This window comes from Actinacidiphila polyblastidii, assembly GCF_036353415.1.
GTDB classification, from domain to species: domain Bacteria; phylum Actinomycetota; class Actinomycetes; order Streptomycetales; family Streptomycetaceae; genus Actinacidiphila; species Actinacidiphila polyblastidii.
Genome location: NZ_JAZEWV010000002.1, coordinates 399,274 through 416,327 on the forward strand (window position 1 = coordinate 399,274; position 17,054 = coordinate 416,327).

The following is a 17,054-nucleotide window of genomic DNA, read 5'->3' on the forward strand; positions in this document are numbered from 1 at the left end:
CCGCTCCCCTTCGTCGCGATCTCGGCCTGGGCGGCTGAACCGCAACCAAAACTGCAACCACGATGTCGAAGGGCCCCACCGCGGACGGTGGGGCCCTTCGACGTCGTGCCCGGTGAGGCACTGGCGGAGGATACGAGATTCGAACTCGTGAGGGGTTGCCCCCAACACGCTTTCCAACTGTTCGTCCGGGTGTTCAGGTGGGTGCGTCAGCGTCCTGACCTGCTGCCGAGCGCGTCGTGCTGGATCTGCCGAACGGGCCTGCACGGCGATGAATGCAACCCAAACTGCAACCCGGAAGGGGTGGCATTGCGGCGCCGGGGCACTGACGTCTAGCTCTGCCGGTGGTTCCCGGTCGGCGAGGCCGAGCACTGCGGAAGGCCGGGAAGTGGGCTGCGGCCCCACAGAGGGCACGCAGCCTTCGGCGGCTTCTCGTAGCTGCGTCTCGAGATGTGGCACGCCCGACGGGGCCTGCCACATCTGCCGGATCTTGCCACATGTTGCCACCTGACTGTAGGGTGACGGCAGCGGTTGAAGGCGGGTATCTCACTCGCAAGCGAAGGGAGACGTGTTCTGATGCCGGGGTCCGGTCCGTCCGAGCTCGACTGGAGGGACGAGAAGCACAGTGGGTTGGTGCGTGCCGCACTGTGGCTTGTCGCGGAAATCGGTGAAGGGAAGACCTTCACAAAGACGCAGCTGCGGGGGGCGTTCCCTGACGTTGCGTCCATCGAGCGACGAGTGCGTGACCTCCGGGAATATGGATGGCAGATCGAGACCTTCCATTCGAACGCTCACCTGGGGCCCAATGAGTTCCTGTTCGCCGCCGCGGGCACCCAGGTATGGGATCCACTCGCGCGAGCCATGCATCCACGTGAAGCTGACCTCGCCATCCGCCAGCGTTCCACTACGGCGTTGCGGATGGCCGTCACGCCAACCGAAGCCTGGGACAGATTGCAAAGGCTCTCCGTCACAGAGCGTGCACTCGTCCTCGGCTGGATGGCGATGGATCGTCGGCCCAGTTCGCCGGCCGAGCTTGCCTGGCGCGCCTACCGAAGCCTGTCTGCGTCCGCGCGCCACGATCTGATGGCCAAGCTCGGCGAACTCGTCAGCGCGGACTCGGACGCCGATCCGTCGGCTTCGGAGAGCGAAGGCACTGCTCCTTAACCTCAAAGTCTGCCGCCGGAACCCGTATCACCTTCCACAGATCTCCGGGCTCCGGCGGATGGTCCAACCCATTTGACGAGGAGAAGAACCATGTCCAGTATGCGTGTCCCTGTGGCGGGAAGCGAGCGGCCGCCAAGGTTCGAGGTGATTGTGGCCGCTGTTGCTGTCGGGTACACGGCGGGCTACACCGTCGGCGTCGGCAATGCTGCCCAGCAGGCAGTGGGCGTCATGACGGTCACGACGATTGGGTGGCTCTGGGATCGGTGGCGCCGCTGATCTCTGTCAGCCGGTCCACGATGGTCTTCGGGGACCGGCTGAGCGGCAGTAGGCCGAACTGATCACCGTGAACATGCCCCTCCCGATCCGCAAGAAGCAGGTCGATGAGGAGACCCTCGACCGCTTCGAGGTCGTCTTCAAGAAGCTCTCTGCCTGAGCCTGCCGACAGAGTACGAGATGCCGGGACCATCGCGGTCCCGGCTGTCTCGCGCGGAACCGTTCTGGGCTAAGTGGACGGTCGACGCCAGCGGCCGTCTTTTCTGCCGAACCCGGGGCCCGTGTCCCAACCGCTGCGCGGCGGCCTGATGAGGCCAATGCGGGCGGGGGGAGGACCGGGCTGTGCCTTCGCCTCAAACGCGGCGCGATCACCTCACCGACTGCCGCATGCTGAAGATCATGATGCCGGGTGCCGACCGCATCCCAGAGCTACTGTGCGACGGCCTCCGCGCGGCGCGCTGCGCCGACGTGCCTACGCCAATCCTCCCGGGCACGCCTGGAGAGACCGTCGTCGGCCGGGCGGCCTGAGCGTCTGGACCCGGTGGCAGCCCGCGGGGGCTGACGGTGGTGTCGTGATGATCAGCGTGTGACACGCGGTTCGGGACGCCCTGGGCTCTCTCGCCCTTCAGTACCTGCCTCCAAACGTTGCCACGAGGTGGCGGACTTGTACATATCTCCACCAATGACCTCATGGGGATGCCCCGTGAGAGGATCGCGGATGTGAAACTGATCGAGAACACCGAGGCACGACGGGTGCAGGCGCTCAGTGTCCTTGACCCTCGGACGCAGGCCGCCCTGGGTCAGTTCTTCACGCCTGCACCAGCCGCCGACCTGATTGCCTCGATGTCTCGCCTAGACGCCCTGAGTAATACCGTGCGCGTTCTGGACCCCGGCGCTGGGGTCGGCTCGCTGACTGCCGCACTGGTAACGCGGGTGCACGAAGAGCACCCTGAACTGGACGTTCATGTTGTTGCTGTGGAGACCGACCCTCAGGTCATGCCCTACCTGCGGGCCACGCTCGAGGAATGCAGGGCAACCTACGGCACCACCTTCGACCTCGTGCAGGGCGACTACCTCACCGACGATGACGCACTCATCGACGGGCCGTTCGACCTCGTCGTCGCTAACCCACCCTATGGAAAGCTCGCCGCAGGCAGCCTGCACCGTACGCGCATTGCGCGCCACCTGGTCGATGCCAGCAACATCTACACGGCCTTCTGGGCCAGGGCCACAGCTGCCCTCGCCCCCGGCGGCCAGATCTCGATCATCGTGCCCCGCTCCTGGGCCAACGGCACCTACCACCGCGCCTTTCGTCAGTGGATGCTCGACCGCACCAGCCTTGACCTCCTACACGTCTTCGAGAGCCGTAACTCAGTCTTCGCTGACACCGGTGTCCTCCAGGAAAACGTCATCGTAGTTGGCACACGGAGCGACCAGCAGCCACAGGTCGTCCTGTCGGCGTCGATCGCGCACAACGACGCCCCACTGCGCCGCACCGTCCCGTTCGACGCCGTGGTCCTGCCCGAGGACCGCGACCGGTTCGTCCGTTTCGATGACTCCGCTGTCGTGCCGCCGGCCGTCTCGTACACCTTGGCCGACCTGGGCTTGGGCGTCAGCACGGGCAAGGTCGTCGACTTCCGGAACCGCGAACACTTGACCCAAGACCTCAGCGCCGATGGTGTCGTGCCGATGATCTACCAGGCCAACGTGCGCGGCGGAGAGATCGAGTGGCCACTGCGCCCCGCGAAGAAGCCACAGGGCTTCTCCCCCAGCACTGAGGCCGCCCGCAAACTGCTCCTGCCCGAAGGGCACTACGTCGTCATCAAGCGCTTCTCCGCGAAGGAGGAGAAGCGGCGCGTGGTCGCGGGCGTCTGGAAGGACGACGGCCCGGTTGCCTTGGACAATAAGACCAACTACCTGCACGAGAAGAAGGGGCCTCTCGACCCTCAGCTGGCGCATGGGCTGATGCTCTGGCTGAACTCCTCGACACTCGACGCGATCTTCCGCACGTTCTCCGGGCATACCCAGGTCAACGCCGGGGACGTCAAGACGCTCCCCTTCCCCTCCCGTGACGACCTGGTGCGCTTGGCGCAGAACGCGCCGGAATGGCTCCCGGAACAGGCGAAGCTCGATGCCCTCGTGGCTGACTTGTTCCCCACTGTCGTAGGCTCAGCAGAGTGATCAGCACTTTACGAGCATCCGTCGACAACGCCAGCGCCCTCCTGCAAGCCTTCGGCTTCGACAAGGTCCGCAGCAATGACAGGTCCGCCCTGACGGCCCTCGCGCTGCTCGGCCTGGAGCCCGACGAGCCGTGGGACACGGCGACCAACCCGCGTCTCGGCGTCACGGAAGTCATGGGCGTCATTGCGGAGAAGTGGGATGAGAAGTACGCCCCCAACTCGCGCGAGTCCTTCCGCAAGGAGACACTCCACCAGTTCGTCGACGCGGGGTTCGCTGAGCACAACTCCGACGCTCCGGAAGGGCGCGCGGTCAACTCTTCAAAGAACAATTACCGGATCGCTCCGGCTGCTCTATCCGTAGTGCGTCTCTTCGGCACTCCGGGGTTCCAGGACGCCCTCGACGCCTGGATAGCCGAAGCTCCCACCCAGCAGGCTGCTTACAAGGCCACCCGCGAGATGCAGATGCTCCCGGTTACGCTGCCCGACGGTTCTCCGTTCCGCCTCTCTCCTGGTGGCCAGAACCCCCTGATCCGAGACATGGTCGAGGAGTTTTGCCCTCGCTTCGCCCCCGGCGGGCAGGTGCTCTACCTGGGGGACGCCAAGGATCACCGCTACGACATCCGCAAAGACGACGTCCTCGCACGTCTCGGACTGACCTTCGACGAGCACGGCAAGAACCCGGACCTCGTGGTCTACGACGAGCAGCGCGGTTGGCTCTTCCTAATGGAGGCCGTCACTTCTCACGGACCGATCGACTTCGGACGGCGCGAGCACCTGAAGAATCTCTTCGCGACGGACAAGGCAGGGCTGGTGTTCGTGAACTGCTTCCCGGACCGCGCCACGATGCGCAAGTGGCTGACCAAGCTCGCATGGGAGACCGAAGCCTGGGTGGCTGACGCGCCTGACCACCTGATCCACCTGAACGGCTCACGGTTCCTCGGCCCCTATGAGTGAGCCTTTGCAGCTCGCGCTCTGATTGGTTGAACCCCAGGTCCCGGTCGTGACCAGTTCGGTGTAAATCGTGGACAACTCGGCAGCCTATGGTGCACCAGACCCAGCAAACGTTGCCCGATATGGCACTGCAGTAGCCGCCCTTTCCGGCGTTCAGTCGGGTGTGGCGGCACCTTGCGCGGATGCCGTGGAGCCAGGCGTGGGTGCTCTCTTTGACTCTGCTGTAGGTGCCCAGGCCGGTGCCGTAGCTATGCCCAGGTGGGAGACGGCGGGCACGGTGTGCCGGGCGCGGACCTCGTCCTTGTAGCCGTCGTTGTCGCGGTCGGCGAGCAGCGACTGAAGAGTCGATCTGGTCAGCGCCAGGTACTCCTCCTCGCCGATGCCGAAAGCCGACAGCTTGAATTCAGTTGATGGTGCAACCGCACTGGGGGATAAATCGCGAGCAGGCCGGTCTCACCCAACTCGCAGTGCCCGTTCCTTGTGGCCGGGAGGCTGGTATCGGCGGCTGACTCCACCAGAAACTGGGGCCAGCCGCCTGGTCCGTCGCCCGACCGCCCAGGTGGCGAGTGGGTCACGCGAGGTGGTCGAAGCTGCCGCTCTTCGCGCCGGCGAGCATCGCGGCGATCTCGTCGCGATCGAAGAGCAGCGGGGTCTGCTCGGGCCGCTTGGAGTCCCTCATGGCGATCAGTTCGCCGATCACGCCGAACTCCACGCAGTTGTCGTTGCCCCCGCTGAACGGGCTCTTCTCCCAGGCGACTCCGGAAAAGTCCAGTTCGGCGGGGTCGGGCTTGGTGTTGCTCACTTACAGCTCCTTGATCATGCTCTTGACGTGGCTGCGGGTCTCGGGTGGGGCGAGGGCAGCGGCCCGCAGGTGGTCGAAGACCTCGGTGTAGCGCCCTACATCGTCGGATCCCTCGAAGTACACCGAGTTGGTCAGATTCTCCACCCACACCACGTCCGGGTTGGGCTCGGGGAAGCCCATCAGCATGAACGAGCCGTACAGCCCGGGATGGAATCCGGCGTCGAACGGCAGCAGTTGCAAGGTGATGTTGGTGCGGGGTTCGAGATCCAGCAGGTGTTCCAGCTGGCTCTTGAGGAGAGCCGGGGCCCCGCTGACGCGGCGCAGGGCGGCCTCGTCGATGACCGCCCACAGTTTCGGGGCGTCGTCACGGGCCAGCAGGGCCTGGCGGTTCATCCGCACGGCCACCAGGGCCTCGACCTGCTTGGCGTCCAGGTCCACGCGCATCGCGGTGATGACCTGGCGGGCATACTCGGCGGTCTGGAGGAGTCCCGGGATCAGTTGCGGCTCGTAGGATCGTAGGGATGTCGCGCTGGCCTCCAGCTCCAGGTAGCCGCCGTACTGGGTGGTGTTGATAACCGCGGAGTACTTGCGCCACCACTTCTGTTTCTGGGCCTGGTCGGCTCGGACGAGGTCCAAGATGTCCTCCCGGACGGTGGGGTCGCTGACGCCGTAGCAGTCGAGCATCGCCTTCACCAGAACTGGGGTGGTGCCGCGGTCGCCGGACTCGATGCGGCTGAGCGAGCCCTGGTTGATCTCGACCTCCCTCGCCACCTCGGCCATCGTCTTGCTCGAGGCATCGCGCAACTCTTTGAGCTGGGCTGCCAACTGCCGCCGGTAGACGGACTTGGGGGCGGAACTTTTCTTCCAGGCCATGCCGACAGTGTGGCCCTCGGCGCCGATGCCGACAACCAATCCGAGGAATCTCAACGAGACATGTTGCCTAACTGAGTTGCCCGGGTGCATGCTGGCGGCACGGTAGCGAAGTGTGACGGCAACGTCGCGCTTCGTGGCATAGGCCGCTGCCGTGCGCCGACTGCCGGGGGTTGTGCCCGGAGGGCCGACGTGCCGACCCGCTTCTGCGGGCCCACCGGACGTTTCAGTCCGAAGGCCCGCTCATGTCACTGGGGAGCACACGCCATGCACGATGTACGGGTCCTGACCGAACCGTCCGATCCACCGTATGCATCCGCCGTGGAAATGGCGGAGTGCGGGTTCTATCTGTCCTTACGGCCCGACGGGTTCGACCTGCACATGAGCGCCGGCCCCGAGCACCTGCGGGAGATGCGGGAGCGGGTGTTCAAAGAGCTGTGCGCGGCCGGCGTGGAGGAGACGGTCGCGGACGCGGCCCGGCTGGTGGCCAGTGAACTCGTCGGCAACGCGGTGCGGCTGTGCGGTCCGTGGGCGCCGGTGGTCGTGCAGGTGACCAGTTCGCCGGGCGAGGTCTTGGTGCAGGTCCACGACCCCGAGCCGGCTGTGGCGCCCCGGCGCAGGCACCAGCGGCCGGACAACGACCGGTCGGAGTCCGGCCGGGGCCTGTGGATCTTGGACGTCTTGGCGCCCGGTTGGACGGTCCACCCCACTGCGGTCGGCAAGCAGATCCGCTGCCGCCTGCCCTACCAGGGGAGGAACTGTGCCTGAACCGGCCGCCGAACAAATGCCGTTCCGGGTCGGATTCGACATGGACAGCCGCGAGATCATCGTCTGGATGACCTTCGGCGCCGGCCCCAAGAAGACCACACGTCGCAAGACCATCGGCTCCCTGGAAGCTCTCGCCGTCACGGCCGCCGAGCACCGCCACGAGGCTTTCCTCCAGCGCGGGCTTGCCGACCAGCTCGCGCAGGCCGCGGTGACTTACCTCGGCGCCGACCCGGGGCGCCTGGAAGCCGCCGTGCGGTCGCTGTCCGACCCGACCAGCACCGTCCCCGTCAGCCAGATCCTGCGCGGCACACCGCCGCCACAGGCTCCGGGCTGACTACGACCTGGCCTGCCCGCCCGGATGCCCTCGCGGCCGGGCCGGGCGGGCCGCCACCGAACCTCCGCACGCGGTGCACCACGCCCGCGTGCGGGGATGGCCGGGAACCGCCGGTGGGGCGTGGGCAGGTCTCTACGCTCCGGGCGGCGGGGCCGGGCCATCAGCACCGAAATGCGTGACACATCTACGAGCAGGAGGACTGCCATGAACACCAGCACCACCATTCGCCCTGCCGCCGACGCGGTCGACCTCGACCTGGACGTGCGGATCGTCACCGCCGGGCCCGTGGCTGCGGCGCTGCTGAGCAGCACCGACGACGGCTGCGACACCAAGAAGGACGGCGACTGCTGACCTGATCACCGCAACGGTGCCTGCGGCGGGAGTGCCCGTCGCAGGCACCGGTCACCGAACGAAGAACCAGCAGCCTGGGAGGCGCGAGGTGAGAGCAGCGGAGCGGACGCCGTACTACCGGCAGACCGGGACGGCGATGCTGCGGGCCAGCGTGCACACCGATCACGCGGGCGCGGCGCCCTGGCCTGGGCTGTCCCCGGACGTCGGCGACGCGCAGTGGTGCAGGTGGCTCACCACGGTATGGGCGGACCGGCCGGTCGCCGAGGCCATCTCGATCGCCAGCCCGGTGCTGGCCGAGCAGATCGACGCGGTGCTCGCCGGCCGCGCGGCCGGTGCCGGGCAGATGCGCCGCATGGCGCTGGCTCTGGCCCGCTACCTGGCGCGGATGCGCAGCCGGGCCACCCCCTTCGGAGTTTTCGCCGGCGTGAGCACCGCGTACTTCGGCCCGCTCACCTCGGTGCGGTGGACGGAAGCCCACCAGACCCGCACCCGGGCGGACGCGGTGTGGCTCGCCCACATGATCGCCCGTCTCGAAGCCCAAGCAGACCTGCGGCGACAGTTATCGGTGCAGATCAACGACCTGGCCGTCGTCCGCGGCGAGCGGCTCGTCGTGTCGTGGTCCGCCCACACCACCGTCGACCGCCCGCCCGGCGAGGTATCGGTGCGGCACCTCCCGGTCGTGCAGACGATCCGGGAGGTTGCCACGTCCCCGATCAAGGTCGGCGCCTTGGCCGGCAAGCTCGCCGCCAAGCACTCCGGCGCGACCGTGCCCGCGCTGGAGGCGCTGGTGGGCGAACTCATGACGCGGGGCGTGCTGATCAGCAGCCTGCGTCCCCCCTCGACGGCCACCGACGCCCTCGCCTACCTCCTGGACCAGCTGGACGAAGCTGACGCGGCCGGTCTTCCCCAGACACAGGCGTTGGCCGGTGAACTCGCCGCGATTCACGCCCGGTTGCAGGAAGGAGATCGCGCAGAGCCATGGCCTCAGGGGCGGGGCAGGCGCCAGACCGCGGCGCGGATGCGAGCGCTCTGCGACGCCGTCGACCAGCCCCTGGCTGTGGATCTGCGGCTCGGGGCCACGGTGGTGCTGCCGCAGGCGGTGGCGCGCGAAGCAGCCGAGGCGGCAGGTGCGCTCGTCCGGCTCAGCCCGGCCCCCACGGGCAGCGCGTCGTGGCGGGAGTACCACGGCCGGTTCCTGGGCCGGTACGGGCCCGGCACGCTGGTAGCGGTCGAACGCCTCGTCGATCCCACGACCGGGCTCGGCTTTCCCCGCCACTTCACCCACCCCGGTGCCCGCGAGTTGTCGCCGCGCGATGAGGAACTGCTCGCTGTGGCCCAGCAGGCCGCACTGGACAGCGCCGGCGAGGTCGTCCTGGACGACGAACGCCTCCAGGTGCTCGCCGCCGGGGCGGATCAGCGGCCGGTATCCCCGGTTGACCTGTGGGTTGATGTCCGCGCCACCACGACGGCCGCCCTGGACAGCGGAGAGTTCACCCTGAGCGTGCGCGGGTTGGGCCGGCCGGCGGCGAACGCCGGCCGGTTCCTGGACCTGCTGGACGAGCCCGACCGGCAGCAGCTGTCGGCCCTATACGCCGAGCTGCCGACCGGCGTGGCGGGCGCTCTTGCCGTCCAGTTATCGTTTCCCCCCCAGCAGGTGCGGCAGGAGAATGTCCAGCGCATTCCGCTCGTGCTGCCGGACATGATCAGCCTGGCCGAGCACGGTGAACCGGCCGTCGGCCGCATCCCGTTTCGGGACCTCGCGGTCACCGCCGACCAGCACCGGCTGTATGTGGTGTCGCTGTCCCGGCGGCGGGTGGTGGAGCCGATGCTCCCCCATGCCGGGGCTCGGCACACGATGCCGCCCCTGGCCCGGATGCTGCTGGAGATCCCGCGCTCCGCCCACCCCCAGGTGATGTCGTTCGACTGGGGTGCCGCCTCCGGCCTGCCGTTCCTGCCCTCCTTGCGCCACGGACGCAGCATTTTGGCCCCTGCCCAGTGGCGCCTGCACCCTTCAGACCTGCCCGCTCCCACGGCACGACCGGGCGACTGGGGTGCGGCCCTGGACGCGGTGCGCGGACAGCGGCGCCTTCCCACCAGCATTGCGATCGGCTTCGGTGACCAGCAGCTGCGGCTGAACCTGGACGAGGCCATGGACCGCGACCTGCTGCGCGCACATCTGGACGCGGCAACCGGCGCGGTCACGCTGACCGAGACGCCCACCGCCGCCGACCACGGCTGGTTCGGCGGCCGGGCCCACGAGATCGTCATCCCGCTCGCCGCGACCGCGCCTCCCCTCTCGGCGCCTGCATTCCTGACCGGATCGACAGCGCTGCCGCTGGCCGAGCCCGCTTCGGGCAAGGGGGTGGTGTACGTCAAGTTGTACAGCCACCCGGACAACTTCGACACGCTGCTGACCGACCATGTCCCGGCGCTCCTGGCCCGGTGGGTCACGCCGCCGCAGTGGTGGTTCGTCCGCTACCGCCATCCCGCCCCGCACCTGCGGATCCGGCTGCACGACGCGGAGTGCGCCCGCGCCTCGGGATATGTGGCGGCCTGGGCGGACGGCCTGCGACAGCTCGGCCTCGTCGGCGAGATCGCCTTCGGCGCCTACCAGCCGGAGACCGGCCGATACGGAGCCGGTGCCGCCATGACCGCGGCCGAGGCGCTGTTCGCCGCCGACTCCGCAGCCGTCCTGGCCCAGCTCACCGCGCTGTCCCGCTCCGGGGACCTGCATCCGCAGGCGCTGACCGCCGCAAGCCTGGCCGACATGGCAGTGGCGATGACGGGCAGCCGGGCCGCCGGGGTGCGCTGGCTCATCGACCACCCGCAGCTCGCCGGCGGGGGGCCTATGCGGGATCGCGACGTGCGCCGGCAGACGCTGCGGATCGCCGACGGCCAGGCCCTTGACCATCTGCCCGGCGGCCCGCAGATCGCCGTCGCCTGGGCGGCGCGGGCCCAGGCCGCCGCCCGGTATGCCGTTTGCCTCACCCCCGCGGCCACCCGTCTCACGCCGGGTTCGGTGCTCACCTCGCTGCTGCACCTGCACCACATCCGCGCACACGGCATCGATGCGGAGGCCGAAGCGATGACGCACAAACTCGCACGGGCCATCGCTCTGGCCTGGTCCGCACGCCAGGGCACCGAGAAGGGGACGGACCGATGACCGTGCTGGATGCCAGGCAGCAGACCGCTGCCGCGGCCATGGCCGACCAGATCGCCGCGGCCCTCACCGTGCCGCTGTCATCAGAGTTCGGCGACGACTACAGCCCGGGCAGCCCCCGCTGGCGAGACCAGTCGCTGTCCAAGGGGGCCGCCGGCGTCGCAGTCCTGCACGGGCTGCGCGCCCAGCACGGCCTGGCCGACGACAAGCCGCTGCGCGCGTGGCTGGCCCGCGCCACCCGCGACGACCTGACCGCTGGGCCAGGCGCCGGCTTGTGGTTCGGGGCCCCCGCGCTCGCCTTCGCCCTCCAGGTCGCTGCCCCCGACGCCTACCCGGGCGCCACGGCCCGCCTTGATGACGCCGTCACCCAACTCGTGCGCACCCGCCTTGATGCCGCCCACGCCCGTATCGACGGCGCGCACCGCCCCTCGCAGTACGAGTTCGACCTCACGCGCGGCCTCGTCGGGCTCGGCGCCCACGTCCTGCACCGCGACCCCGGCGGCGACCTCGTACGCCAGATCCTGGCCTACCTGGTGCGGCTGACCGAGCCGGTGGAGGCCGCCGACGAAGCAGGCGCGGGGGCGCCGGGCTGGTGGACGTCCGACAGCTCCGCCCGCGACCGCGATCCCGCCTTCGCCGCAGGAGAAGCCAACTTCGGGATGGCGCACGGCTGTTCCGGGCTGCTCGTGATCCTGGCCCTGGCCATGCGGCAAGGCGTCATCGTCGACGGGCAAGCCGCCGCCATCGACCAGATCTGCCGGTGGCTGGAGCACTGGCGGCAACCGGCACCGGCGGGACCGTGGTGGCCCGAAAGGATCAGCCTGCCCGAACTCCACGCCGGCCGGCCCCGTCAGGACGGACCGCTGCGGCCCTCGTGGTGCTACGGCACCCCCGGCCTGGCCCGCGCCCAGCAACTGGCCGCCCTCGCCCTGGGCCACCGGGCACGCCAGCAGGCGGCCGAGGACGCCCTCGCCCGGTGCCTGGCCGACCCCGTCCAGCTCGCGCGCATCAGCGACCCCGCGCTGTGCCACGGCTGGGCGGGTCTGCTCTTGACGGCCTGGCACGCCGCCACCGAGGCGGTCACCCCCGATGTCGCCGCCCACCTGCCGCACCTGCTCGACACGCTCCTCACCCATGCCCACGACACCCCGCCCGGGGCCCTGCCCGGTCTGATCGAAGGCCGCGCCGGCATCGCCCTGACCCTGCACACCCTCGCCACCACCACGACCGGCGCGCACGGCGGCTGGCCCGCCTGCCTTCTCCTCGGCTGAACACCGCACACACCGATTGGACTGCGACGATGCCCGAACCCGACACCCGCTGGCGGCAGGTCAACCTGTGGTGCGACACCTGGCAGGCCGCCGAGCACATGGCCGCCCGCCACCTCGGGCCGCTGCTGACCGACGCCGAACAGCGCGGCGACATCACCGCCTGGTGGTTCATCCGCAAGGGCGAATCATGGCGGCTGCGCGTCCTGCCCGCCGCTGACCACGACGCGGCCGCCTTCCTCGCGCGGCTGACCACGACGCTCACCAGCAGCTCCGTCATCCTTCACGCCGAAGAGGCCATCTACGAGCCAGAGACCCGCCGCTTCGGCGGACCGGAAGCGATGCACGTGGCCCACGGCCTGTTCCACGCAGACAGCCGCCATATCCTGCACCACCTCACCGGCACGCAGGAGGGAAGAGACCTTCGCCGCGAGATCGGCGTACGGCTGGCCACCCGCATGATGCTCGCCGCCGACCAGGATTTCTACGAACAAGGGGACGTCTGGGCCCAGGTCTCCGAGCACCGCATGAACGAGGGACAGACCGAGCCCTCCCCGGCAACCCTCTCCGCGGTGCAGACCCTCATCACCGCCAAGAGCGACAATAAAGACAGCCCCCTTGCCCTGACGCCCGCCTGGGCAGCCGCGTTCGAAGACGCCGGAGCCGCCCTCGCCGACCTGGGCCGGCGCGGGCGCCTCACCCGGGGCCTGCGGGCCGTGCTCACCGACCATCTGCTGTTCGCCTTCAACCGGCACGGCATCTCCGCACCCCACCAAAGCGCCCTGGCCACCGCCGCGAGCCGCGTGATCTTCCAGCGGGCACCGATACCGGGCCCGCTACCGCAAAGCGGCCATAACGACCCCGTTCGCCCCACTACAGTCAGGCACGTGACCATGCACTCCACCGACGCCCCGGTCCTCGACCCGCACGAGCTGATCGAGAACCTCATCGCCCGGATCGACCGCCTCGGGAGCTTCCGCACCCCCCAGGTCAAGGACGCCTTCCGCGCCGTGCCCCGGCACGTCTTCCTGCCCGGCGTGGACCTGGCGACCGCCTACGCGCCCAAGCCCGTGGTGACCAAGCGGGCCGAAGACGGCAGCGCGATCTCCTCGGCCTCCAGCCCGAGCATGGTGGCCACCATGCTCGAACAGCTCGATGTCCAGCCGGGCCACCGCGTCCTGGAGATCGGCGCCGCCACCGGAATCAACGCCGCCCTGCTCGCGGAGCTGGTCGGCCCGACCGGCTCGGTGGTGACCATCGAACTCGACGACGACCTCGCAGCCGGCGCCCGCACCGGCCTGGCCGCCGCCGGATACGACCAGGTGGAGGTGATCTGCGGCGACGGCGCCCTCGGTGACCCGAGCGGTAAGACGTTCGACAGGATCATCGTCACCGCCGGGGCCTGGGACATCTCGGCCGCCTGGTGGCAGCAGCTCACCGTCGACGGACGCCTCGTCGTGCCGCTGCGCCTGCACGGCAGCGGCCTGACCCGCTCGCTCGCCTTCGACCGCACCGCAGAGGGCCGGATGCTCAGCACCGATGCCGAAGTCTGCGGCTTCGTGCCCATGCGCGGCGCCTCGGAAATGGGCGAACGCCACGTCCGGCTCGCCGACGAGGTCATCCTCAAGATCGACGCCGACGACCTGCCCGACGAGGCCGCCCTCGCCGAGGCCCTGCCCCACCCCGCCCACCAGCAGTGGACCGGGATCGAAGTCCGCCACGACGAACACGCCGCGCACCTCGACCTGTGGCTCGCCACCATCCCGGGCGGCCTGCGCTTCGGCCGACTCTCTGTCAGCGCCTCCGCCCGCGCCCTCGGCCTGGCCGACCCGGCCATGCGGTGGGCCGGAGCGAGCGTCTACGACGGCGGCACGTTCGCCTACCTCACCGCCCGCCCCGTCAGCGACGACGCCAACGAGCTCGGCATCACCGCCCACGGCCCCGACAGCAGCAAGCTCCTCGGCCAGGTCAACGACCGTCTGCGCCGCTGGAGCCAGGACAGGCCCGCGCAACCCGTCGTCACCGCCTACCCCGCCGGCACCCCCGACGGCCAACTCGCTCCTGGCGCTCACCTCACCCGACCTGAGACCCGCCTGAACATCGGCTGGTGATCAAGCGCAAAGCGTCGGGGCCGGGGCCGGGCCCGAGGGCAATGTGCGGGCGGCAGGACGGCGACGATTGCCACCACCAGGACGGGTCTTGGAACAGGCACTCTCTCAGCGTCGCTTTGTCGGGACCTCGCGTTCCGTCTGCGCGGTATGAGGGGGAGCGCCGCCCGTCGTGTTCGCGGGTGCGCCTGTGGAGGTGTTGCGGTGAGGGCGGGCACTGGCGGCCCGGACGCGGGCGGCGTGGCGTTCGGTGGTCTGGTGGTGGAGGCGCCAGTTGAGGACTTCGGCGGGGTGGTCGGCGGTGTCGAGTTCGCGTTGCCGGGCGATCTCGGCGAGGACGCGGCGGGGGTTTTGGCCGGCGCTTTCGGCCTTGGCGAGGGTGGTGGCCAGAGCGGGCCACGCGGGGTCGGCGAGGATGCGTGTCGCGTGTTCGGGAATGGTGGCTCGTAGGTCGATGGCGTAGCGCTGTGCTACCTGCGCGCTGGGTGTGCGTGAGGCGAGGTCGGCCAGAACGGGTTCGGCGGCCTGCTGGTAGGCGGTTTGCAGGTGGACGAGGGTCTGGTGGGCTGCGGCGGCCTGCTGCTGGTGGTGCCGGGTTTCGTTCCAGCGGGCGAGGGCGATGAGTGCGAGTACGGCGGTGGAGAGCAGTCCTGCGACGGCCGCGCCGTCCTTGTCCGAGCCGAGGGTGTGGAGCAGTTCTTTGGCTGCGGTGCGCAGGGCGGTAGCGCTGTGGTGTTCGGCGCGGATGGCGGAACGGTTGGCGCGGTTGAACGAAGCTGCGGCTGCTCGGAGTTCGGCGCGTGCTTGGCGGGGTGCGGTGGCGGCGGCGTTGTGGAGGAGTTCGCTGAACGCCGCGGCCTGCGCCTGGATCACGCTGTCCTCCTGCCGTCCGCCCCCGACTTCGTGATCGAGGAGGCTCATGCGGAGGTCGCGCAGGGCGGTGTCGGCCTGGTGCCACGGGCTTGGGCCAGCAGCGCTGGCGGTGGGCTGGTCGGTGGCGTCGTGGGCGGAGAGACGTTCACGGAGACGGTTGATGGACAGGTCGGGGGCAAGGGTGGAGCCGCTGAAGTAGACGGGTTCGCCGTGGCTGTTGGTGTCGTCGGGTGCGGCCAGGCTGTAGCCGGTGATGTCGCCGCTCTGCGGGCCGAGCCGGTATGTGATCTTGATGCCGAGGGCGTGGAGGGTGGAGAAGTACTCGGCTTCGTCGCGTGCGGCTGCCGCCGCTGTGTATGCATGGTCGCGCAGCCATTCCCGTGCTGTCTCGGTGTTGCCCGCGCGCAGGGCCTTGGCCTGTTCGGCGCTGGTGGGCATGGGTGCTGCGGTGAAGTCGCCGGATTTGAGGCGGCGCAGGCCGAGTTCGGCTTCGATCTTGCGGCATTCTGCTTGGGCGCGTTGGCCGTCGCGGTTGGTGCGCGGGCGGCGGCCGTCTTCGCGGACGCTGGTGGCCATGATGTGGATGTGGTCCTCGGCGTGGCGCACCGCGATCCACCGGCACGCGGCGTCGTCGCCGTCGGGGGCGATGCCGGTGGCGTGTACGACCCGCCGGGCGACCTGCGCCCATTCCTCGTCGGCCAGGTACCGGTCGCCCGGTGCGGTGCGGACGGGGCAGTGCCATACGTGCTGGGGAACCTTCTTGCCGGTGCGCTGCTCGCGCACGCGGACGGGCTGGTCGAGGTAGTCGGCCAACTCGTCCAGGAGGGCGTGGTGCTGGTCGAGGGGTGCGCGGCCGGGGTCGGGGATGCCGGGCATGGCGAAGGCGGCGACGATGTGGGGGTCGGTGTGTTCGTCGCGGCGGCCGGGGCCGTAGAGGTAGGACAGCAGGCCGCGGGTGCGGGAGCCGGTGGAGACGTCAGGCACCATGGCGGCACCCCGAGACGACGTGTTCGAGTGCGAGGCGGGCGGCGCGGGCCAGGGCGTGGACTTCGGCCAGGACGTCGTCGGTGTGGTCAGGCCAGGTGCCGGTGTTGATGGCGCGGGCGATCTGGTTGAGGTTCATCCCCACGCGGTGGATCTCGCGCAGCAACTGCCCGCACAGCCGCGTGAGGTCCTGGAGGGCCTGGGGTGAGGGCAGGGCGGGGACGCCGTCGGGGCGCTGGTCGGGCAGGTAGGCGTGGGCGAAGGTCAGGGCGGCGTCCATCAGGAACGCCGACCGAGAGCGCTTGGCGGCTTTGGCGGCGAGGTCGATGAACTCCCGCTCGGCCTGCTCGGCGGAGGCGGTCAGCTGGATGTCGCGCTTGGTGCCGCTGCGCGGCCGGTAGAGGATCTCGCTCAGCGGCCGGCGGCTCGTGACGAGACCGGCGGTGCCGGTGTCGATGGGCAGTGCGGGGACGTCGAGCGCAGCGATATGGCGGTGGACGAAGGCGTCGGGCGACACGGTCGGCGCGAGGCGCGCGGGGTGCTCGGTCGGTTGGTCCTGTCCTGGGAGGAGGCCGCGCTCGGCCTCCCCTTCTCCGGCCGTGCCCCGCTGGGCGCGGCCCGGGTCCGCTCCCGCCGGGGCGGGGTCAAGCGCAAAGTCCGCGTCGCCTCCGGCGATGTGGACTTTGCTCCAGCTTGCTCCGTCGTTGTCGTTCCCCAGGTCAACGCCACTGCTGCTCCGTGAGGTTATCGGAGTGCTGAGGGCCCGCTCCCCGTTCTGGCGCTGTGGGTTGAGGGGAGTGGTGTGGGTGTCGTGCTGGGTGCGGAAGGGGTTGCGCACGAGATGGCTCCGTTCGTTGGTCGGCGGTGCTGGCGATGGTTGCCGGGATCGGCGATTTGGTTAGACCGGGGTTCTGGGATAGGGGCCGGTGGGGGGGGGGGGGGGGGGGGGGGGGGGGGGGGGGGGCCCCCCC

The 17,054-nt window shown here is 69.7% G+C and carries 14 protein-coding genes; 10 read left to right on the plus strand and 4 right to left on the minus strand.

Going from position 1 to position 17,054, the window contains the following annotated elements; translation table 11 throughout:
• Positions 1–630: 630 nt before the first annotated feature.
• The 4 genes from V2S66_RS05105 (at position 631) to V2S66_RS05120 (ending at position 4,568) form a co-directional block, all read left to right on the plus strand.
• A complete protein-coding gene (locus V2S66_RS05105) occupies positions 631–1,161 on the plus strand; it encodes a hypothetical protein (RefSeq protein ID WP_330793209.1) in 531 nt (176 codons plus the stop codon).
• Between the two features lie 90 nt (positions 1,162–1,251).
• Positions 1,252–1,437 (plus strand): hypothetical protein, encoded by a 186-nt coding sequence (locus tag V2S66_RS05110; protein ID WP_330793210.1) that lies wholly within the window; start codon positions 1,252–1,254, stop codon positions 1,435–1,437.
• A gap of 717 nt (positions 1,438–2,154) precedes the next feature.
• Positions 2,155–3,615, plus strand: coding sequence for an HsdM family class I SAM-dependent methyltransferase (locus V2S66_RS05115; RefSeq protein WP_330793211.1), 1,461 nt, complete (start codon positions 2,155–2,157; stop codon positions 3,613–3,615).
• Positions 3,612–4,568, plus strand: coding sequence for a BsuBI/PstI family type II restriction endonuclease (locus tag V2S66_RS05120; protein ID WP_330793212.1), 957 nt, complete (start codon positions 3,612–3,614; stop codon positions 4,566–4,568). Before V2S66_RS05115 ends, V2S66_RS05120 begins: the two co-directional genes overlap by 4 nt.
• 568 nt (positions 4,569–5,136) lie before the next feature.
• Here V2S66_RS05120 and V2S66_RS05125 read toward each other — a convergent pair.
• On the minus strand, positions 5,137–5,367 hold the full coding sequence (locus V2S66_RS05125) for a DUF397 domain-containing protein (RefSeq protein WP_330793213.1): 231 nt from the start codon (positions 5,365–5,367) through the stop codon (positions 5,137–5,139).
• Positions 5,368–6,240 carry a helix-turn-helix domain-containing protein gene (locus V2S66_RS05130; RefSeq protein ID WP_330793214.1) on the minus strand — a complete coding sequence of 291 codons (873 nt, stop codon included), beginning with the start codon at positions 6,238–6,240 and terminating at the stop codon, positions 5,368–5,370. It abuts the gene before it with no gap.
• 324 nt (positions 6,241–6,564) lie between these two features.
• Between V2S66_RS05130 and V2S66_RS05135 the strand changes: the two genes are divergently transcribed.
• From V2S66_RS05135 to fxlM, 6 genes are all read left to right on the plus strand, one after another.
• Positions 6,565–7,005, plus strand: coding sequence for an ATP-binding protein (locus V2S66_RS05135; RefSeq protein ID WP_330793246.1), 441 nt, complete (start codon positions 6,565–6,567; stop codon positions 7,003–7,005).
• Positions 6,998–7,339 carry a hypothetical protein gene (locus V2S66_RS05140; RefSeq protein WP_330793215.1) on the plus strand — a complete coding sequence of 114 codons (342 nt, stop codon included), beginning with the start codon at positions 6,998–7,000 and terminating at the stop codon, positions 7,337–7,339. Before V2S66_RS05135 ends, V2S66_RS05140 begins: the two co-directional genes overlap by 8 nt.
• A gap of 204 nt (positions 7,340–7,543) precedes the next feature.
• Positions 7,544–7,690 (plus strand): FxLD family lanthipeptide, encoded by a 147-nt coding sequence (locus tag V2S66_RS05145; protein ID WP_330793216.1) that lies wholly within the window; start codon positions 7,544–7,546, stop codon positions 7,688–7,690.
• Between the two features lie 88 nt (positions 7,691–7,778).
• The gene (locus V2S66_RS05150) at positions 7,779–10,853 is read left to right on the plus strand and encodes a lantibiotic dehydratase (RefSeq protein WP_330793217.1); all 3,075 of its coding nucleotides are present in this window, start codon (positions 7,779–7,781) and stop codon (positions 10,851–10,853) included.
• Positions 10,850–12,121: a lanthionine synthetase C family protein gene (locus V2S66_RS05155; protein ID WP_330793218.1), complete on the plus strand. Its 1,272-nt coding sequence runs from the start codon at positions 10,850–10,852 to the stop codon at positions 12,119–12,121. Before V2S66_RS05150 ends, V2S66_RS05155 begins: the two co-directional genes overlap by 4 nt.
• A 29-nt stretch (positions 12,122–12,150) precedes the next feature.
• On the plus strand, positions 12,151–14,229 hold the full coding sequence (gene fxlM / locus V2S66_RS05160; RefSeq protein WP_330793219.1) for a methyltransferase, FxLD system: 2,079 nt from the start codon (positions 12,151–12,153) through the stop codon (positions 14,227–14,229).
• A 105-nt stretch (positions 14,230–14,334) separates the two neighbouring features.
• On the opposite strand, the gene V2S66_RS05165 is transcribed toward fxlM, so the two are convergent.
• Positions 14,335–16,086, minus strand: coding sequence for a relaxase/mobilization nuclease domain-containing protein (locus tag V2S66_RS05165; protein WP_330793220.1), 1,752 nt, complete (start codon positions 16,084–16,086; stop codon positions 14,335–14,337).
• Positions 16,076–16,600: a plasmid mobilization relaxosome protein MobC gene (gene mobC, locus V2S66_RS05170; RefSeq protein ID WP_330793221.1), complete on the minus strand. Its 525-nt coding sequence runs from the start codon at positions 16,598–16,600 to the stop codon at positions 16,076–16,078. Before mobC ends, V2S66_RS05165 begins: the two co-directional genes overlap by 11 nt.
• Positions 16,601–17,054: the final 454 nt, after the last annotated feature.